Annotated in this window: 21 protein-coding genes; 18 read left to right on the forward strand and 3 right to left on the reverse strand. The window is 56.0% G+C overall.

The window, feature by feature from the left end; genetic code table 11:
• Window positions 1-25 precede the first annotated feature (25 nt).
• Window positions 26-1,201 carry an aminotransferase gene (locus AB4Y96_RS05400; RefSeq protein ID WP_441916167.1) on the reverse strand — a complete coding sequence of 392 codons (1,176 nt, stop codon included), beginning with the start codon at window positions 1,199-1,201 and terminating at the stop codon, window positions 26-28.
• An 11-nt stretch (window positions 1,202-1,212) separates the two neighbouring features.
• The gene (gene gcvA, locus AB4Y96_RS05405; RefSeq protein WP_441916168.1) at window positions 1,213-2,259 is read right to left on the reverse strand and encodes a transcriptional regulator GcvA; all 1,047 of its coding nucleotides are present in this window, start codon (window positions 2,257-2,259) and stop codon (window positions 1,213-1,215) included.
• A gap of 222 nt (window positions 2,260-2,481) precedes the next feature.
• On the opposite strand from gcvA, the gene speB reads away from it, so the two are divergent.
• From speB to AB4Y96_RS05455, 10 genes are all read left to right on the forward strand, one after another.
• On the forward strand, window positions 2,482-3,546 hold the full coding sequence (speB, locus tag AB4Y96_RS05410) for an agmatinase (RefSeq protein WP_441916169.1): 1,065 nt from the start codon (window positions 2,482-2,484) through the stop codon (window positions 3,544-3,546).
• Window positions 3,547-3,615: 69 nt separating this feature from the next.
• Window positions 3,616-4,410, forward strand: a complete 795-nt coding sequence (locus tag AB4Y96_RS05415; protein WP_441916170.1) for a transporter substrate-binding domain-containing protein — start codon at window positions 3,616-3,618, stop codon at window positions 4,408-4,410.
• 3 nt (window positions 4,411-4,413) lie between these two features.
• The gene (locus AB4Y96_RS05420) at window positions 4,414-5,082 is read left to right on the forward strand and encodes an amino acid ABC transporter permease (protein WP_441916171.1); all 669 of its coding nucleotides are present in this window, start codon (window positions 4,414-4,416) and stop codon (window positions 5,080-5,082) included.
• A complete protein-coding gene (locus tag AB4Y96_RS05425; protein ID WP_441916172.1) occupies window positions 5,079-5,726 on the forward strand; it encodes an amino acid ABC transporter permease in 648 nt (215 codons plus the stop codon). Before AB4Y96_RS05420 ends, AB4Y96_RS05425 begins: the two co-directional genes overlap by 4 nt.
• Window positions 5,727-5,796: 70 nt before the next feature.
• A complete protein-coding gene (locus tag AB4Y96_RS05430; RefSeq protein ID WP_091882653.1) occupies window positions 5,797-6,885 on the forward strand; it encodes an ABC transporter substrate-binding protein in 1,089 nt (362 codons plus the stop codon).
• Between the two features lie 109 nt (window positions 6,886-6,994).
• Window positions 6,995-8,032, forward strand: a complete 1,038-nt coding sequence (locus tag AB4Y96_RS05435) for an ABC transporter ATP-binding protein (protein ID WP_441916173.1) — start codon at window positions 6,995-6,997, stop codon at window positions 8,030-8,032.
• Window positions 8,029-8,883 carry an ABC transporter permease gene (locus AB4Y96_RS05440; RefSeq protein WP_091882659.1) on the forward strand — a complete coding sequence of 285 codons (855 nt, stop codon included), beginning with the start codon at window positions 8,029-8,031 and terminating at the stop codon, window positions 8,881-8,883. The genes AB4Y96_RS05435 and AB4Y96_RS05440 overlap by 4 nt, the downstream gene beginning before the upstream one ends.
• Window positions 8,880-9,680: an ABC transporter permease gene (locus AB4Y96_RS05445; protein ID WP_091882662.1), complete on the forward strand. Its 801-nt coding sequence runs from the start codon at window positions 8,880-8,882 to the stop codon at window positions 9,678-9,680. The genes AB4Y96_RS05440 and AB4Y96_RS05445 overlap by 4 nt, the downstream gene beginning before the upstream one ends.
• Window positions 9,677-10,456, forward strand: coding sequence for a carbon-nitrogen hydrolase family protein (locus tag AB4Y96_RS05450; RefSeq protein ID WP_091882665.1), 780 nt, complete (start codon window positions 9,677-9,679; stop codon window positions 10,454-10,456). Before AB4Y96_RS05445 ends, AB4Y96_RS05450 begins: the two co-directional genes overlap by 4 nt.
• Window positions 10,453-11,577 carry an NAD(P)/FAD-dependent oxidoreductase gene (locus tag AB4Y96_RS05455; RefSeq protein ID WP_441916174.1) on the forward strand — a complete coding sequence of 375 codons (1,125 nt, stop codon included), beginning with the start codon at window positions 10,453-10,455 and terminating at the stop codon, window positions 11,575-11,577. Before AB4Y96_RS05450 ends, AB4Y96_RS05455 begins: the two co-directional genes overlap by 4 nt.
• Here the strand turns inward: AB4Y96_RS05455 and AB4Y96_RS05460 are convergent.
• On the reverse strand, window positions 11,559-12,470 hold the full coding sequence (locus AB4Y96_RS05460; RefSeq protein ID WP_441916175.1) for a LysR family transcriptional regulator: 912 nt from the start codon (window positions 12,468-12,470) through the stop codon (window positions 11,559-11,561). The genes AB4Y96_RS05455 and AB4Y96_RS05460 overlap by 19 nt on opposite strands.
• Window positions 12,471-12,776: 306 nt before the next feature.
• Between AB4Y96_RS05460 and AB4Y96_RS05465 the strand changes: the two genes are divergently transcribed.
• From AB4Y96_RS05465 to AB4Y96_RS05500, 8 genes are read left to right on the forward strand one after another with little or no spacing between them, the layout of a single operon-like run.
• Entirely contained in the window at window positions 12,777-13,982 is a 1,206-nt protein-coding gene (locus AB4Y96_RS05465; RefSeq protein ID WP_091882672.1) for an ABC transporter substrate-binding protein, read from the forward strand.
• Window positions 13,983-13,987: 5 nt separating this feature from the next.
• The gene (locus AB4Y96_RS05470; protein WP_244518407.1) at window positions 13,988-14,809 is read left to right on the forward strand and encodes an ABC transporter ATP-binding protein; all 822 of its coding nucleotides are present in this window, start codon (window positions 13,988-13,990) and stop codon (window positions 14,807-14,809) included.
• Window positions 14,802-15,512 carry an ABC transporter ATP-binding protein gene (locus AB4Y96_RS05475; RefSeq protein ID WP_441916176.1) on the forward strand — a complete coding sequence of 237 codons (711 nt, stop codon included), beginning with the start codon at window positions 14,802-14,804 and terminating at the stop codon, window positions 15,510-15,512. Before AB4Y96_RS05470 ends, AB4Y96_RS05475 begins: the two co-directional genes overlap by 8 nt.
• Before the next feature lie 3 nt (window positions 15,513-15,515).
• Window positions 15,516-16,403 carry a branched-chain amino acid ABC transporter permease gene (locus AB4Y96_RS05480; protein WP_091882678.1) on the forward strand — a complete coding sequence of 296 codons (888 nt, stop codon included), beginning with the start codon at window positions 15,516-15,518 and terminating at the stop codon, window positions 16,401-16,403.
• A gap of 56 nt (window positions 16,404-16,459) precedes the next feature.
• Window positions 16,460-17,389 carry a branched-chain amino acid ABC transporter permease gene (locus AB4Y96_RS05485; protein ID WP_441916257.1) on the forward strand — a complete coding sequence of 310 codons (930 nt, stop codon included), beginning with the start codon at window positions 16,460-16,462 and terminating at the stop codon, window positions 17,387-17,389.
• Between the two features lies 1 nt (window position 17,390).
• Window positions 17,391-18,983: a GMC family oxidoreductase gene (locus AB4Y96_RS05490; protein WP_441916177.1), complete on the forward strand. Its 1,593-nt coding sequence runs from the start codon at window positions 17,391-17,393 to the stop codon at window positions 18,981-18,983.
• Window positions 18,984-19,028: 45 nt separating this feature from the next.
• Window positions 19,029-19,268 (forward strand): FitA-like ribbon-helix-helix domain-containing protein, encoded by a 240-nt coding sequence (locus tag AB4Y96_RS05495; RefSeq protein WP_227989048.1) that lies wholly within the window; start codon window positions 19,029-19,031, stop codon window positions 19,266-19,268.
• The gene (locus AB4Y96_RS05500; protein ID WP_091882689.1) at window positions 19,268-19,705 is read left to right on the forward strand and encodes a type II toxin-antitoxin system VapC family toxin; all 438 of its coding nucleotides are present in this window, start codon (window positions 19,268-19,270) and stop codon (window positions 19,703-19,705) included. Before AB4Y96_RS05495 ends, AB4Y96_RS05500 begins: the two co-directional genes overlap by 1 nt.
• Window positions 19,706-19,712: the final 7 nt, after the last annotated feature.

Raw genomic sequence — 19,712 nt, forward strand, 5'->3', positions numbered from 1 at the left:
TGGCATTGTTGCCAGCCTCTCTTTTTCACAGACTGAAAGCGGCCATCCGGCTACGCAATTGGCGAATGGTTGCAGCGTCTGCATTGGCAAAGGCAAAGCGTAGAAACCGCGTATGACCAGCGCCGAAATACTCACCGGGAATTGTCAGAATGCCCGCTTTTTTGGCCAGTTGTTCGGCCACTTCCACTGACGTTTTATCCGTAAAAGGATGGCGGACGAAAGCAAAGTAAGCGCCAATAGCGGCCAACTGCCAACCACCGAGATCGGTCATCGTTTCGCGCAGGGCATTGGCCCGTGTCTCGATTTCGAGCCGATTGCCAGCGCGCCAATCAGTCAATGCCGGAAGTGCCCGCGCCACAGCGATTTGCGGTGCGCGTGGTGCACAGATTTGCAGATTGTCCATGATCTTGGCGATCTCGGTGACAACAGCTTCGCCAGCCGTTATTGCTCCGAGCCTATGTCCGGGAATGCAGAAGGATTTGGAAAAGCTGTAAAGCTGGATCAGATTGTCTTCCCAGCCTGATACATTGAAAAGACCGTGCGGCGCACCCGTGCCCTCAGCCAGAAAGTCGCGATAGGTTTCATCCAGAATGAGCCAGATGCCACGCTTCGTACAGACCTCGAAAATTGCCTTGAGACGCTCAGGCGAATAGACGGCGCCGGTCGGGTTGTTGGGTGTTACCAAGGCCAAAGCACGCACGCCCGGCACCAGTGCCTGTTCCACAGCCTCGACCGTCGGCACAAAACCATGCTCCGCATCGCCGGCGACAAAACCCGTTTTGATACCCAACATGGAGAGTGTGGTTTCGTGATTGAAGTAGAATGGGTCCGTGACAAGCACCGTCTCCCTCGCTGCCGCCACGACCATCGCAGCGCAGATAAAAGCCTGATTGCAGCCTGACGTGATGTGAATATTCTGGCCGCCAATCTTTGCGCCATAAAGCTCCGACATGTGCGTGGCATAGGCATCACGCAGAACCGTTTCACCCTCAATCGGCCCGTAATTAGCGAAAGCAACCGAGGACGCCGCCTCACCCAGCCAGCGCAACATGTCGGGATGCGGCGGATAGCCGGGAACCGCTTGCGACAGATCGATCAACGGACCGTGGCTGCCCGTATAGGACTTGCCCCATGCCTGTACAGCCGGGATTGGCGGCGGCGACAAGCGGGTTACGAGCGAGTTCAGCAGAGCAGCGGTCATGGATGATGGTCCTATCGGATATCGGTCTTGGCCCGGCGCTTTTGCGTGCGGTCAAGCCGTTTGGGCCGTGTTGTGGGAATGGATGGTGGCGCCGTCAACCGTTCGGGCGCGCTTATTTTGCCGTTGCGCCGACGGATGATACGGCGCGCCGACGTCTGCGGTTCAGTGATCGTTTCGGACTCAAGTGAGGCAAAGAGCCAGTCGATAAACACCCTGACGATAGGCGCGTTGCGCACCTCGTTACGGCAGGCGACATAGAAAGCATCATTAGCGGGAACGGTCAGATCGAAGGGAACGATGAGTTCACCTTTGGCAATCAGATTGCTCGCGGTGATCGTATCGCCAAGCGAAACACCCTGACCATATAGCGCTGCTTCCGTGGACAGCCGCGCATCGCTCATGAAATGCTGGGCACCTCGCGCGAGATCAGTGGCATCGGCAGCCGCCAGCCATGTATTCCACTCGCGCCCGTCATCACCATGCAAGAGAACATGATTGCGCAGGTCACGCACCGAGCGCAGTGGCCGGCTGTTAAGCAGTGTGGGACTAGCCACTGGAAAGAGTTTCAGTGTGCTCCACAGACGCGACCAGCAATCGGTCCACTTGCCATCGCCATAGAGCACGCAGACATCCACATCGGGCGACTGGAGATGATGCGCCTCGTTCGTGGCGTTCAATGTCAATCTGATATCAGGATATTGCTCGGTGAACTGGTTCAAACGGGGAATAAGCCACAGCGAAAGCAGCGCGGGCACGCAGGTAACAGTCAGTTCGCCCTTCGTCGTCGGGCGCTTCATCAAGGCCGTTGCTGTCGCAATATCCTCAAACGCCTTCGACACCGTCGGCAAAAGCAGAGCCCCCTGCGCCGTCAGTTTCAGCCGCTGCGCACCACGTTCGAACAGTTGCACGTCAAGTGTTGTTTCCAGTGCCTTGATCTGGTGGCTGATGGCGCCGTGGGTGACATTGAGCTCCCGAGCTGCCGCAGTCACGGAGCCATGCCGCGCCKTCGCTTCGAAGGCGCGCAAGGGATTCAGCGGAGGCAACCGGCCAAGTGTCATAGGAGACTCCAATAGACATCAAACGCCCATTTGTCATGTGAGATTTTCTCACACAAAACCCTATAACAATGTCAATTGCTTTTCTATCGCTTTTGTATCGATAATGCCGGGAGCAGAGGCGAAAAGCCCAGGGGAACAGACAGACGCGGAGCAGATTGGAAAGCTCGAATGGGCCAATCCGCACCTTATGTCCCCTCGGCTTTCAGATAGCGGGATAGCGTCATGGCACCATGGGATGAGAAAAAGCTGAGTGATCTTCGCGCCAAATACGGCGAAAGCCATGGCGGTGAATTGTTTGACCCGACCTTCCGCAAGGTCGCAGACAAGATTTTCTCCAAGAGCGGCACACGTCTTGCTCCCTATGCGGGCGTGCCGACATTTCTGACCGCGCCTTACATGCCGGTTGATGCAACTGCGCCCGATTTTGGAAATCTGCAGGTTGCTATTGTCGGCGTACCAATGGATCTCGGCGTTACCAACCGCCCCGGCTCGCGTTTTGGCCCACGGGCGCTGCGCACCATTGAGCGCATCGGCCCCTACAATCACGTGCTTGAATGCGCGCCTGTCTTCGATCTGCGTGTTGCCGATATTGGCGATGTACCCTTTGCCAGCCGTTACCGGCTGGAACAAAGCCATGACGATATCGAGCGCCGTTTCAACCAGATCATCGACGCGGGCGTTGTACCACTTGCCGTTGGCGGCGATCATTCGATCACCCATCCAATTCTCAAGGCGGTCGGTAAAAAGCGTCCGGTTGGCATGATCCACATCGATGCCCATTGCGATACCGGCGGTGCCTTCGACCAGACAAAGTTCCACCACGGCGGACCGTTCCGTAATGCGGTACTCGACGGCGTTCTTGACCCTACCCGCACCATCCAGATCGGCATTCGTGGATCGGCGGAATATCTGTGGGAGTTCTCATACGAGTCGGGAATGACTGTCATCCATGCCGAAGAGGTCACCGGCCTTGGCATGCCCGCCATCATCGAGAAAGCCCGCAAGATCATCGGCGATGGCCCGACCTATCTGTCCTTCGATATCGACAGTGTTGATCCAAGCTTTGCGCCGGGCACCGGCACGCCTGAAGTGGGCGGCCTGACCACCCGCGAAGTGCTCGAACTGATCCGCGGCCTCAAGGGCATCAACATCGTCGGCGGCGATGTGGTGGAAGTTGCCCCGCAATATGATGCAACGGCCAACACCGCCCATGCGGGCGCACAGGTGCTCTTCGAGATCCTGAGCCTGATGGTATTCAGCCCGTTTGTAACAGGCAAACGCGACTGATCCTTACACCTGACAAACGGTGCGGCGAGAACACCCTGCACCGTCAAACAATAACAAATGGGGACCGACATGACATTCAGAACTACGCTCAAATTATCCGTTGCCGCACTTCTACTATTGGGCGGAGCCACCGTCGGCGCCCGCGCCGATGCCATTGACGACATCACCAAGGCGGGGGTTCTCAATGTCGGCGTCTTCGCTGACTTTCCACCATTTTCCTCGGCTAGCGCTGATATGACCCTCAAGGGTTACGATATCGATGTGGCGCAGGCTCTTGCCGATGCATTGAAGGTGAAGCTCAAGACCGTCAGCGTCACCGGCCAGAACCGTATTCCGTATCTGACCGAGCATCGCGTCGATCTGCTGATGAGCGTCGGTTATAGCAAGGAACGCGAACAGGTCATTGATTTTGCTGCGCCCTATGCGCCCTATTACATCGCTGTGATTGGTCCAAAGGCGCTTGCAGTGAAAGGCAAGGACGACCTTGCAGGCAAGAGCATCGCCGTCAATCGCGGCACACTCGAAGACACGTCCTTGACGGCCGCTGCTCCGGCCTCCGCCGATGTAAAACGCTTTGACAATTATAACGCCGTCATTCAGGCCTTTATCTCGGGCCAGACCCAGCTCATGGTGGTTGGCAACGATGTGGGCGCACAGGTTCTTGCCCGTCAGGAGGCCCTTGCGCCGGAACAGAAATTCCAACTTCTGACCTCGCCATCGCATATCGCCCTCAACAAGAAAGAAGACCGGCTCAAGCAGGCGATCAACGATGCCGTTGCCAAGATGCTTAGCGATGGTTCTTTGAACAAAAGCTCCGAAGCATGGCTCAAGACACCGCTCAATCCCGCAAACCTCAAGGATTAACAGGTGGGCTATGCGCTCGATTTCGGCTGGCTGAATGATGCGATCGGCATGATCGTCAGCGGCGCGGGCATGACGGTTTTCCTGATCGTCGTGACCTCCGTTGCTGGCACGGTGCTGAGCATCTTCGGTGCCATCGGGCGCCGCAGCCGTCATGCGATCCTGCGTAAGCTCGTTGCGGGTTATGTCGAACTGATCCGCAACACGCCATTTCTGGTGCAGCTGTTCTTCATCTTCTTCGGGCTGCCGCGTTTCGGCATCCGCCTTGATCCGGTGACGGCGGCCATCCTTGCCATGACCCTGAATATGGCGGCTTACAGCACCGAGATCGTCGGCGCAGGTCTGGACGCCGTGCCAAAAGGACAGACCGAAGCGGCGAAGGCGCTCGGTCTCCATCCAAGGATCATCTTCATCAAGGTCATCCTGCCGCAGGCATTGAAGGTCATCTTCCCTGCTCTGACCAGCCAGATCGTTATCATGATGCTCGAATCCGCGGTGGTGTCGCAGATCGCCGTGCGGGAACTGACCTATGAAGCAGATATGCTTCAGGCACGCACATTCCGTGCCTTCGAGACCTACTTTATCGTGACCCTCGTTTATCTCGGACTTAGTATCGCGCTACGCAGACTGCTTTATGCGGTTGGACGCCGGTCGATTGCCGGAGGTATGGCATGATCGAGTTCACCTTCTGGGATATTGCGCGCAATCTGCTTCTGGCCGCCCGCTGGACGGTTCTGCTTTCCGTCGTTGCCTTTACTGGAGGTGCTATTGTCGGCGTGGCGATCCTCCTGGCCCGTATCTCAAAACGGAAATGGCTAAGGCGCAGCGCCGAATATTATATCGGCCTGTTTCAGGGAACGCCTTTGCTCATGCAGCTGTTTCTGCTGTTTTTCGGCCTGCCCCTCCTTGGTTTTCGCATCGAGGCATGGACAGCAGCCGTGCTTGGTCTGACGCTCTGTGCCAGCGCTTTCCTTGCCGAAATCTGGCGCGGCGGCGTGCAATCCCTGCCAAACGGACAGTGGGACGCCGGGAGCAGTCTCGGCCTGCATTATGTCGCACAGTTGCGCCTGATTATCCTACCGCAGGCTTTCGCGATCACACGCGCGCCGACGGTGGGTTTTCTGGTCCAGCTGATCAAGAGCACGGCATTGACTTCGATCATCGGATTTGAGGAACTGGTCAGAACCTCGAACGCCATCAACAATGCAACATTCGAACCCTTCACCGTCTACGGACTGGTCGCGCTGATCTATTTTGTTCTGTGCTATCCGCTGACGCGCTACACTAAGAAATTGGAGCTTCGTGCCGCACAGCGTTAGGGCTTGCGCGGCTGTTGGCAAAAAGAGTGGGAATCAGCCAGAAACTGGCAGCAGAAAAGGAGATCGGACTATGGATACAATTCTCAAGAAACACGTCAGTCGGCGGACTGTGCTTGGTGCGGGTGCCCTCGGCGTTGCAATGCTCGCCATGCCATCAATACTGCGCGCGCAGGACAAGTCGCTGAAGATTGGCGTCTATGGCGGCTATTTCAAGAATTCGTTCGACAAGAACATTTTCCCTGAATTCACCAAGGCAACCGGCATCGCCGTTGAATCCGTCGCCGAACCAACAGGCGAAGCGTGGCTGGTTCAGCTGGAACAGGCCGCCAAGGCTGGTGCTGCCCCTGCCGACATTTCGATGATGTCACAGGTCGCCATGATTAAGGGACAGTCGACCAATCTGTGGACACCGCTTGACGTGTCGAAGCTGCCGAACTCCAAAAACCTGATTGACCGTTTCATCAACAAATACCCTGACGGACGCGTCGCCGGTATCGGTGCCGTTGCATGGTACATCACCCTTGTCACCAATACCGACGTCTACAAGGAAGCGCCAACCTCATGGCAGGCACTTTGGGACCCGGCGAACGCTGACAAGCTTGGCCTGCTGGCTCTTGTTTCAAACTCGTTCCTTCTGGAAGTCACCGCCAAGACTTTCTTTGGGGGCACCAATGCCCTCGATACCGAAGAAGGGATCCTCAAGGTCTTCGACAAACTCGCTGAAGTGAAGCCGAATGTCCGCCTCTGGTATCGCGATGAAGCGCAGTTTGAGCAGGCTTTGAAATCGGGTGAAATTCCAATGGGCCAGTATTACCACGATGTTACGGGCCTTGCCGCATCCGAGGGGCATCCTGTTCGCTCGACTTTCCCGAAAGAGGGCGGCATTCAGGACTCCGGTTGCTGGGCGCTGTCACGCGCTTCGAAGAAGGTCGACGAAGCCCATATCTTCATCGATTATATGAGCCAGCCAGCCATTCAGGCGACATTGTCACGTAAAGTCGGAACAGCGCCAACGGTCAAGCGCGAACTGCTTGATCTGAATGACAAGGAATTCGCCGCTGTCTCGTCAGATATCGAACCGATCCTGCCGCGCTACGATCTTTTGACGACCAAGGCCGATTTCCTCAACCAGAAATGGACCGAGCTGATTGTCGGTTGATTGCAACTGGCGGCCGGTGGCTGCAGATTGCGAGACTGTATCGGCGGGAAACCCGGATTATTCTAAACCGGGTTTCCCCTTGAATAAGACCAATGAAAATGGGGGCTTGATGTCCGGACTGGTTCTCAACAATGTAACCAAGCAATTTGGTTCATTTACCGCCGTAGAAAATGTGCAGCTTTCCGTGCCGCACGGAACGTTTGTCTGCATGCTCGGGCCATCGGGCTGCGGCAAGACTACGTTGCTGCGCATGATTGCGGGCCTTGATGATCCCACAGGCGGTTCCATTCTGCTCGACGGCGAAGACATCACCAAAGTCCCGACGCACAAGCGCAATCTTGGCATGGTGTTCCAGTCGCTGGCCCTGTTTCCTCATTTGAGCGTTGGTGAGAATATCGCCTACCCCTTGCGCATTCGCGGCAAGAGCCGCGAAGAACAGAAGAAGCGTGTTGATGAGCTTCTTGCCCTCATTCACCTTCCCGGCTATGGCGACCGGCCCGTTTCGAAACTATCAGGCGGGCAACGCCAGCGTGTGGCCATCGCCCGCGCCCTTGCGCTTTCCCCCAAACTGTTCCTGCTGGACGAACCACTCTCAGCGCTTGATGCCAAGCTGCGCGAGGCAATGCAGGTGGAACTGCGGCAGTTGCAGCAGAAACTCGGTATTACCACCATTGTCGTCACCCATGACCAGCGCGAAGCGATGACCATGGCCGATACGGTCGTCGTGATGAATGGCGGGCACATTCGTCAGGCCGCCTCGCCGATCGAAATTTACCGCAAGCCTGCCGATACATTCGTCGCCGATTTTATTGGCTCGACAAATCTCATCGAAACCACAGCTGACAGTTCCGGCGCAGCGACCGTTTTCGGAAACAAGGTTCCCGGCCTGATACTTCCAAACGGTATGCAGAAGGCAACGATTTCCGTTCGCCCCGAAGATGTTCATCTGACAGCGCCCGGTAATGGCGCTATCAACGGCATCGTGACCTTCGTGCGCGATCTCGGCGGCACAATCGAGACTTTCGTGGAAGCGGGCGGCAAACAGATCGTTGCCGTTTCAACACCGCGTGCGCGGCCTGAAGTCACCGCCGGACAGCAGGTCGGCATCGTGCTTGCGCCTGACGTTTGCGTGGTGCTCAAGCAATGAAGCGCGAAGCCCCGCAATCCGTAGCTGATTACGGTCCGCTGTTTTTCCCCGCCGGTATGCTGCTCGTCTTCTTTGTCGTGCCGTTTGGTACGATGATCGCCGTCAGCTTTTTCCAGCGTCAGCAAGGCGGCTTCTATACACCAGCCTTCGTCTTTTCCAATTACGAGCGCTTTCTCAGCGTCTTCTTTGGCGGCGTTCTTGGCTTCTCCCTGATGCTGGCAATTACGGTCGCCATATGTTGCGTCGTGCTTGCGCTGCCCTTCACCTATCTTTTATCAAAGCTGCCACGCCGCTTACAGGTAATCTGGCTTGTCGCCCTGCTTTCCGTGCTGTCCCTATCGGAAGTCATTATCGGCTTTGCGTGGTCCACTCTGTTCTCGCGTACGGCCGGGATCACCAATATTCTCGTGCAGCTTGGTTTGATGAAACAGGCCGTCGCGCTTTCGCCCAGTTTCGGTGCGGTGCTGACAGGCATGGTCTATCAGGCCCTGCCCTATACGGTGCTGGTGCTTTATCCCGCCCTTGTCAGGCTTGATCCGACCCTGATGGAGGCGGCGCGAACGTTGGGTTCATCTCCGCTGCGCGCCTTCTTCAATGTGCTTGTACCGGCGCTGCGCAATACGATCATGGCAACGCTCATTATGGTGTTCATTTTTGCGCTCGGTTCTTACCTTCTGCCGCAGATTCTTGGCAGGCCGCAACACTGGACGCTTTCGGTCCTCATCACCGATCAGGCGATTTATCAGTCCAATATGCCATTCGCAGCTGCCATGGCCGTATTTCTGGTGCTCGTCACACTCGGTCTTGTGGCTCTGACTCTGCTCATCGGACGCAAGGGAGAAAAGGCATGACCACCTGGCTCCGGCGTCTTTACTTCTTTGCGATTGGCCTCTTTCTCGCGCTTCCATTGATGGTGGTAGCCGGGGTGTCAGTCAATGCCAAGCAGACCCTTGCATTTCCGCCGCAAGGCTTTTCACTGGCATGGTATGGCGAAATCTTTCTCAACCCGGAATGGCGCAGCGCGCTTTTCGCCTCTGTCCTGCTTGCCACCACTTCGGCAGCTTTGGCCGTGCTGATCGCGCTACCGCTTTCATGGTTTCTTTGGCGGCGGATTGCGCCATGGGCCAACATCTTTCAGGTCCTCGGCATCGCACCGTTCACGCTGCCGCCCGTCATCACCGCGCTTGGCCTTCTCACGTTCTGGGCCACCACAGGTTTCTATGGCCAGCCATGGACCGCTGTTATCGGCCATGCGATTTTCTTCGTCACCTTGCCGCTCGTTACCCTGTCGCTTGGGTTCTCCGCTATTGATCGCTCTTTCGTTGAAGCTGCCGCCACGATGGGCGCCAATGACCGCACCATCTTTCGCACGGTGATCCTGCCGTTAATCCTGCCCTATCTGGTGTCGGGCTATGCCTTTGCTTTCGTGTTGTCGCTCAACGAATATATCGTTGCCTACATGACCGTAGGCTTTACGCTGGAAACCCTGCCTATCAAAATTTTCAATGCCCTGCGTTATGGCTACACGCCAACCATGGCATCGGTCACGATCCTGTTTGTCGCGACTGCGGCAGTGATTTTCTCGCTGGTTGCCAAATTCGGCGATCTGCCAAAACTTCTCGGTGCCATGGCTACGGACGATAAATGATGCGGATTGCAGCGCTTCAAATGCAGGCGGTTTGTGGCGATGTCGGCGCAAATCTTGCGCGTATAGAACAGGCCGCCGTGGATGCAGCAAAAGCTGGTGCCGACCTTCTGGTCGTACCGGAGCTTGCCCTGACAGGCTATGGTGCGGGCGACGCAATCACGGCATTGGCAGAACCTGCAAATGGCAGTCAGATTAGCCAGCTACAGGCAATATCCAAAGCAAATGCCATAGCCATCATCGCTGGCTTTGCCGAGCGTGACGGCTACCATGTTTATAACAGTGCAGCTTATGTCTGCGGCGATGCGCAGCCAGTGGTTTACCGCAAATCACATCTCTATGGCGATTATGAGCGAGCCCTGTTCAGCCCGGAAAAACCTGCAAGCTGCATCGTCCAGATAGCCGGATTAAAGCTCGGGATACTCATCTGCTACGATGTGGAATTTCCAGAAAATGTACGTCGCCTTGCACAGGCTGGCGCCCAGATGGTCATTGTGCCAACAGCTCTTCCTGCGGGTCCATCCGGCACGTTCATTGCTGGCCATATGATTCAGGTGCGCGCCTTCGAGAACCAGATATTTGTCGCCTATGTCAATCATGCTGATAATGACGGGCGCTTTAGTTTTGCCGGTCTGTCACGCATTGCGGCACCTGATGGCAGCTTGATTGCCGCCTCTACCGATACGAAAGAGCAACTGCTGTTTGCCGATATTAACAGGCACATGTTTGCCGCTTCCATCGAAAACAATCCCTATCTGAAAGACCTCGCACTGTTATGACCGACATAATTGATACCGACGTTCTCATAATCGGCGCTGGCATTGCCGGTGTTGGAGCCGCCGCCGAGCTGGCCAGCACCCATAAGGTCATCATTCTCGAACGGGAGAGCCAGCCAGCCTATCATTCGACAGGGCGTTCGGCTGCAATCTTCCTGCCCAATTATGGCAATGATGTCATTCGTGCGCTCAATCGGGCCAGTGCGCCAATGTTCACGCAACGCGATACAAAGCTGTTTCCCGAGCCGCTGCTGACACTGCGCGGTTCGCTGACTGTTGCTGATGATACCGGCATCGAACACTGCGAAGACCTGCTCAAGAACGGTGTCAATGTCGATGAGATCAGCACTGATCGCGCGGTTGAAATGGTTCCGATCCTCAATCGCGAATACATCAAAGCAGCGTGTTATCAGGCCGAGGCACAGGACATCGATGTGAACGCCCTGCATCAGGGTTGGCTGCGCAAGGCCACTGGCCTCGGCGTAGACCTTCGCACAAACGCGGAGGTTATCAGTGCCACGCGTGTAAATGGTTTGTGGCTCGTCGAAACACCTGATCAAATATTCCGCGCTCAAATCGTCGTCAATGCTGCGGGTGCCTGGGCTGATGTTATAGCGGGTATTTTCGGCGGCAAGCCGCTTGGCCTTACGCCGTTGCGCCGCAGTATCGCAGTTCTCCCCGCACCTGAAGGCTATGACACCCGAGGCTGGCCGCTGGTCGATGACGCCAATGAAGCATGGTATCTCAAGCCCGACGGCGGGAGGCTGTTCGTCTCGCCTTGCGATGAAACCCCGGTTGAGCCGCACGATGCCTATGTCGATGACATGGTACTGGCTGAGGGTCTCTATCGCTATGAGCAGGCGGTTACGGTGCCCGTTAATCGCGTCGAACGGAGCTGGGCAGGTCTCCGCACTTTTGCGCCTGACCGTACCCCCGTTGCGGGCTTTGACGCTGAACTTGATGGGTTCTTCTGGCTCGCCGGACAGGGCGGCTATGGTATCCAGACGGCACCGGCCCTCTCGCAATTCACTGCAACGCTTATTCGCCAGCAATCGCTGCCGGATGCGCTGGCACAAATCGCCCCGCGCCTTTCTGCCGCCCGTTTTCAGCCGAGCAATGGGTAGCCCCCGAAGATGTTCGTCTGGCTGCCCACTTCTGACCTGATAAAATCGCTGAGCACACGAATGCGCGGCGTATTGACGATATCCTCATGGCAGATCAGCCAGTAATCGCGGTTGAGGTGCATCTCTTTTGCCAAAACGGGCACCAGCTCAGGATAATTGCAGGCGATGAAATAGGGCAGGATACAAAGACCGAAGCCGGAACGCGCAGCGCTCAATTGGGCAAAGATACTTGAGCTTTGATAGGCAGGCCGCAAGCCCGGCAGAATCTCGCGCATATAATCGAGCCCCGGCGTGAAAATCATATCTTCGATATAACCGATGAACCGGTGGCCAGAGAGATCTGACCGCTGGCGGATTGCCGGATGTTTCGCCAGATAGTCCTTCGCACCATAAATGAAGAGGCGATACGGCATCAGCTTTTCCTGATGGTAGGGGCCGGTGCGTGTGGCATTCAATGTTATCGATAAATCAGCCTCACGGCGCGAAAGCGAAACAATCTGCTGGATCGTCACCATCTCCACGGAAAGGCTGGGATAGGCCTGCGCCATGCGCGGCAGCCGATCCGCCAGAAAGAAATTGGCAATGCCCTCGAGAATGCTCAGACGCACAACACCGCTCAGCGAAATCGTGCCGCCGGATGCCTCATTTTGAAAGCGTTCCGCTTCGCGTTCCATGATTTCGGCGGATTCAATCAGCTTTTCACCCAGCGCCGTGAGGATATAGCCACGCGGGTTGCGTTCGAACAGCCGCGCCGAAAGTGCCTCCTCCAACCGGTCGATGCGGCGGGAGACGGTGACGTGATTGGTGCGCAAACGGCGGGCGGCTGTCGTAAGCTGGCCAGTGCGCGCCACGGCCAGAAAATACTGAAGATCATCCCACGTATATTGCCGCACGGCCCCACCTTAATGTACATTTTTGTACTTATTCTGTTCGAAAATAGGTGTTTGTGTACTTATTTGTCAATGCTACAGTTTTTTCAACAGAGTGGTTGCCCGTCAGAAGAAACGGGACAATCATAGGGGCAAGAATTATCCGGCAGAGAGAATGACTGACCGGATTGAGGGAGGGAGAACCGAACCGGTTGCGCGCAGACATATCTGCGTCATGTCTCCGGGTCATTTTCAATCGAGACGATCAAGCCCGCGACGGTCCATCATACGATGATCCTGTGAGCGGCATTTCTTTGGGAGGAGAACAGAATGAAATTATTGGCAATAGCAACCGCAGCCCTTATGGCGGCAACCGTCATGCCTGCGGCAAGTGCAGAGATTTCCGACGGCAAGGTGAAGATTGGTATCCTGAACGATCAGTCTGGCGTCTATGCGGATTTCGGTGGCAAGTGGTCCTATGAAGCGGCAAAGATGGCTGCCGAGGATTTTGGCGGCAAGGTGCTGGATGCACCGATCGAGATCATCACCGCCGACCATCAGAACAAGCCTGATATTGCCTCCAACATCGCCCGCCAATGGTATGATACCGAACAGGTCGACTCGATCATGGAGTTGACCACATCATCCGTTGCGCTTGCCGTGCAGGGCATCTCCAAGGAAAAGAAGAAGATCGATCTTGTAACCGGTGCGGCGACAGCTGAACTGACCGGCAAGCAGTGCTCGCCCTATGGCTTCCATTGGGCTTATGACACCCATGCTCTTGCAGTTGGTACCGGCGGCGCGCTCGTCAAGCAGGGCGGCGATACATGGTTTTTCCTGACTGCCGATTATGCCTTCGGCTATTCATTGGAAGAGCAGACAAGCAAGTATGTCACCTCCAAAGGCGGTAAGATTGTTGGCTCCGTGCGCCATCCGCTTGCAAACAGCGACTATTCCTCGTTCCTGCTACAGGCACAATCATCGGGCGCAAAGGTCATCGGCCTTGCCAATGCCGGACTTGATACGGCGAATGCCATCAAGCAGGCAGCCGAATTCGGTATCGTAGCCGGTGGGCAGCGTCTGGCCGCCCTGCTCTTTACACTGGCCGAAGTGCACGGTCTTGGCCTTGAAGCGGCTCAGGGATTGACGCTGACGGAAAGCTTCTACTGGGATCGCGATGACCAGTCCCGTGAGTTCGGCCGCAAGTTCTTCAAGCGTACCGGCCGTATGCCAAACATGATTCAGGCTGCGACCTATTCCGGCGTCATGCAATATCTGAAGGCTATTCAGAAAGCCGGAACTGACGATACGGTAAAGGTTGCTGCAGCGATGCATGAAATGCCCGTTGATGACGTCTTCGGACGTGGTGCCAAGGTTGGTGCCAATGGCCGCCTGATCAGCGATGTCTATCTGATGGAAGTCAAGAAGCCCTCGGAAAGCAAGGAGCCATGGGACTATTACAAGGTTCTTGCCACGGTTCCCGGTGACGAAGCTTACATGAAGCCAGCCGAAAGCGGCTGCGATCTGGCCAAGTAATCCGTATGACGGCTTCGCTAACAGGCACGGCTTTCGGGGGAGGACAGACTTCTCCCGGCAACGCCGACAACGCTGAGTCCCGGGTGGTTCTCTCCGCCCGTGGCCTGCGCCGGGACTTTGGCGGCTTCATTGCCGTCAACAATGTGGATCTGGATGTTCAGCATGCACAAGTGCATGCGCTGATCGGCCCGAACGGGGCGGGAAAGACCACTGTTTTCAATCTGTTGACGAAATTTCTGCAACCATCGAGCGGTACAATCACCCTGCTTGATCACGACATCACCAGAACCGACCCGGCCAAGGTTGCCCGGATGGGACTGGTGCGCTCGTTCCAGATCTCTGCGGTTTTCCCGCATCTGACAGTCCTCGACAATGTGCGCGTTGCCCTGCAGCGCCCCGGTGGACTGTCCACCCAATTCTGGCTGCCAACCAGTGCGCTCAACCGTCTGAATGACCGCGCCATGGAACTGATCAGCGCTGTCGGCTTACAGGATGCGCGCAACAAACTTGCCGCTGACCTTTCCTATGGCCGCAAGCGCGTATTGGAAATTGCAACAACGCTCGCGCTCGATCCCAAGGTGCTGCTGCTGGATGAACCCATGGCCGGTATGGGCCACGAGGACGTGCACATCGTTTCCGACATTATCCGCGAAGTTGCCCGCGACCGGGCTATCCTCATGGTGGAACATAATCTGAAGGTCGTTGCAGACCTTTGCGACAAGGTCACCGTTTTGCAGCGCGGCGAAATCCTCATCTCCGGCGATTACCAGACTGTCAGCCAGGATGAACGGGTGCGTGTCGCCTATATGGGGACCGAACATGAGTGACACCAAACCTCTTCTCGCCGTTCGCGATCTTCACGCATGGTACGGCGAAGGCCACGCACTGCATGGCATCAATCTTGATATTCACGAGGGCGAAACCGTGACGCTTCTTGGCCGCAACGGTGTTGGCAAAACCACGACCCTGCGTTCCATCATGGGCATCATTCGCAAGCGTACCGGCAGCATCACGTTTAACGGCAAAGACATGATGCGCGTGCCGCTGCACCGCACGGCTCATGCGGGCATTGGTTTTGTGCCGGAAGAACGCGGCATCTTCGCAACGCTGTCCGTCGACGAGAATCTCAACCTGCCCCCAATTGTCGCCAAGGGCGGTATGACCATTGCCGAGATTTACGACCTGTTTCCCAATCTGAAGGAGCGGCGCAACAGTCCGGGCACAAAACTTTCCGGCGGTGAACAGCAGATGCTGGCGATTGCCCGCATCCTGCGCACCGGCGTCAAACTCTTGCTGCTTGACGAGCCAACTGAAGGTCTTGCGCCTGTTATCGTCCAGCGCATCGGCGAAGTGCTCGTCACCCTGAAACAACGCGGCATGACCATCCTGCTCGTCGAGCAGAATTTCCGTTTCGCCAGCAAAGTCGCAGACCGGTTCTATGTGGTGGACCACGGCAAGATTATCGACAATTTTCATGTCCGGGAACTGCCGGACCGCATGACCATGCTCAATGAAGCGCTGGGAGTCTGATCCATGACAATGATCTTCGGCGTTCCACTTCAGGCCTTTCTTGGACAGTTGCTCATCGGTCTGATCAACGGCTCCTTCTATGCCATGCTCAGCCTTGGCCTTGCGATCATCTTCGGTCTGCTGCGCGTGATCAATTTCGCCCATGGCGCTCAGTACATGCTGGGGGCCTTCATCGGTTATCTTCTGTTGGCACAACTGGGTATCGGCTATTGGCCTGCCCTGCTTCTTGCGCCGATTGTGGTCGGCGTAGCAGGTGCAATCGTCGAGCGCGTGGCACTTTCGCGCCTCTACAATCTCGATCACCTCTATGGGCTGCTCTTCACCTTCGGCCTTGCGCTCGTGATAGAAGGCACGTTCCGCTATTATTATGGTGCAGCGGGTCAGCCCTATGCGGTGCCATCAGCGCTTGCCGGTGGTTACAATCTCGGTTTCATGTTCTTGCCGAAATATCGCGCCTGGGTGGTGATTGCATCGCTTGCCGTCTGCATCGGCACATGGCTGCTGATCGAGAAAACACGGCTTGGTTCCTATCTGCGTGCCGCTACCGAAAACCCAACCCTCGTGCGGGCTTTTGGCATCAACGTGCCACTGCTTCTGACCTTTACTTATGGTCTGGGCGCAGGCCTTGCCGGTCTTGCCGGTATCATGGCAGCACCGATCTATCAGGTCAGCCCATTGATGGGGTCGAACCTGATCATCGTCGTGTTCGCGGTGGTCGTGGTGGGTGGCATGGGCTCCATTCTTGGCGCCATCGTCACCGGCTATATGCTCGGTATTTTCGAAGGTTTGACCAAGGTGTTCTATCCGGAAGCCTCGAATATCGTGATCTTCGTCATCATGGCGATTGTCCTGCTTGTCCGTCCGGCAGGCCTGTTCGGCAAGGAGGTCTGACTATGACCGATACAACAGTTTCTTCCGTTCAGAAAAACAAGTTCTTCACGCTTGAAATGGTGCTGATCCTTATCGGCGTTGGGCTGCTTATTCTGGCACCGTTCCATTTCTATCCGGTCTTCCTGATGAAGGTGTTGTGCTTTGGGCTCTTTGCCTGCGCGTTCAACCTTCTGCTTGGCTATACGGGTATTCTTTCCTTCGGCCATGCGGCGTTCTTTGGCGGGGCAGCCTATTTCACCGCTCATTCGGTCAAGGAATGGGGCTTCCCACCGGAATTGGGCATCCTGCTTGGCGTCTTCGGCGCGGCCATTTTGGGTCTGATCATCGGCTTCTTTGCCATTCGCCGTCAGGGCATTTATTCCACGATGATTACCCTTGCCCTCTCGCAGATGTTTTTCTTCTTCTGCCTGCAGGCGTCTTTCACCAAAGGCGAAGACGGCATTCAGGGCGTGCCACGCGGCAAACTGCTGGGCTTCATTGATCTCAATGATCCGCTCAACATGTATTTCTTCGTGCTGGCGGTGTTCCTGATCGGCATATTCATCATCTGGCGTATCATCAACTCGCCCTTTGGCATGATCCTGAAATCTGTCCGGGAAAATGAAAACCGCGCCATTTCGCTGGGCTATTCGGTTGCCCGCTACAAGCTTGCCGCTTTCGTCATGTCGGCTGCCCTTACAGGTCTGGCAGGCGGGCTGAAAGCCATCGTCTTTCAGTTCGCGACGCTGACCGACGTCAGCTGGCAGATGTCGGGTGAAGTTGTACTGATGACCCTGCTTGGCGGTATCGGCACTCTGGTTGGTCCGATCATCGGTGCAGGATTTGTCTCCGCTCTGGAAAACTATCTCGCCACATCGGAATTTCCAGTGACGGTTATCACCGGCATTATCTTCATGGTCTGTGTCCTCGTCTTCCGGCGCGGTGTCATCGGTGAACTCTATGCTTCGCGCCTTGGCAAGAAACTCGAGAGCAATTCCGGACACTGACATGACAGCCAGTTATGATTACATCATCGTCGGGGCGGGCACGGCAGGCTGCACCTTGGCCAACCGTTTGTCGGAAGACCCGAATGTGTCTGTTCTGCTGCTTGAAGCGGGTGGTAAGGACAACTATCCCTGGATTCACATTCCGGTCGGCTATCTCTACTGCATTTCCAATCCGCGCACGGACTGGTGCTTTTCAACCGAAGCTGAACCGGGCCTCAATGGCCGTATCCTGAACTATCCGCGCGGAAAAGTGCTGGGCGGCTGTTCATCGATCAACGGCATGATCTATATGCGCGGTCAGGCGCGCGACTACGATTTATGGCGGCAGGACGGTTGCACCGGTTGGGGCTGGGACGATGTTCTGCCCTACTTTCGTAAATCGGAGGATTATTATCTGGGTGCCGACGATTTCCATGGATCGGGCGGCGAATGGCGCGTGGAAGAAGCGCGGCTCCACTGGGATATTCTCGATGCCTTTCGTGATGCCGCCGAGGCAGCCGGTATTCCGCGCACCGACGATTTCAATCGCGGCGACAATGAAGGCAGTTCCTATTTCAAGGTGAATCAGAAGCGCGGCATTCGCTGGAACACGGCAAAGGCATTTCTTCGTCCGGCTATGAAACGCCCCAATCTCAGGGTCGAGACCGGTGCCCATGTGCGCAAGCTTATTATCGATGACCTGACTGCCAAGGGCGTGGAAATTGAACAGGCGGGAACGATCCACAGGATCGATTGCAGACGGGAGGTCATCCTTGCAGCTGGAGCCGTGGGCTCACCACAAATTCTTGAATTGTCGGGCATCGGACGCGGCGAGATCATGCAGAACGCGGGAATTACACCTGTTCTCGAGCGGCGCTCAGTCGGCGAAAATCTTCAGGACCACCTGCAACTGCGGTGCGCCTATAAGGTAACCGGTATTCCGACACTCAACGAAAAAGCCAATCGCCTGCTTGGCAAAGCATCGATTGCCCTTGAATATCTCTTCAACCAATCCGGCCCTATGTCGATGGCACCAAGCCAACTGGGTGTATTCACCCGCTCGGACCCGTCTTTCGCCACCGCGAATCTGCAATATCACGTACAGCCGCTTTCGCTGGAAAAGTTCGGTGAAAATGTTCACCCCTTCCCTGCCTTTACCGCCAGTGTCTGTAATCTTAGGCCCGATAGTCGCGGTTCGGTTCACGTCAAATCGCCTGATTACCGCGCGCATCCGGCTATCCGTCCGAATTATCTTGCAACGGACAGCGACCGCCGCGTGGCTGCGGATTCAATTCGCATCACTCGAAACATTGTGGCGCAGGAACCGTTGCAACGCTACCGGCCGGAAGAATTCAAACCGGGCCCGCAATATCAAAACGAGGCGGAACTGATTGAAGCGGCAGGAGCCATTGGCACGACGATCTTCCATCCTGTCGGCACTTGCCGTATGGGCGCCGATCAGGAGTCCGTGGTCGATCCGCAATTGCGCGTACGCGGCATTAAAGGCCTGCGTATATCAGATGCTTCGATCATGCCGTCGATCACGTCAGGCAATACCAACTCCCCGACAATCATGATTGCCGAAAAGGCCGCCGAGATGATTATCAGCGCTTGAGCCCCCTTGATCTCTTTGCTATCATTGAGATCAATGGAGGCATTAATGGCCGGAAATTTGCACGTCAGAAATCTCGACGACGACCTGATCACGAGGCTCAAACTGCGCGCGGCGCGGCACGGGCGCTCGACGGAGGCGGAACATCGCGAAATTTTGCGCCAGGCTTTGGAAACAGAAGTTGAACCTTCGTTCGATGAATTAGCGGCACAATTGCGTAAACTCACAACGAAACGGCAACAAACGCCCTCTGAAGTGTTGCTGCGCGAAGGGCGCGACGAACGCTAATGGACACTCTTATTATCGACGCCAGCATTGCCATCAAATGGGTCGTCGAAGAAGAGGGTACAGAGGAAGCCGTCAAACTGCGTGGACGCTATAAGTTTGCGGCTCCGGATCTGCTGGTTGCCGAATGTGCCAACATTCTTTGGAAGAAAGTACAGCGAAACGAGCTTGTTCCAGACGAAGCACGGCTTGCAGCGCGCCTGCTTCAACGCGCGGATATTGAACTGATCTCCATGCGTGGGCTACTGGAAGAAGCAGCAATGCTCGCAATATTGCTCGGCCACCCAGCCTATGACTGCATCTATCTGGCGCTGGCCAAACAACGACAGTGCCGCTTTGTCACGGCTGATGAAAGACTCCGGCGTGTCATTCAACAAAAGGCCGCGAAAGAACTTAGTTCACTCTGCGTATCGCTTGATCAAATTAACAAGACGACTTGATCAAGCC

The organism is Phyllobacterium sp. TAF24, from assembly GCF_052113785.1.
Classification (GTDB): domain Bacteria; phylum Pseudomonadota; class Alphaproteobacteria; order Rhizobiales; family Rhizobiaceae; genus Phyllobacterium.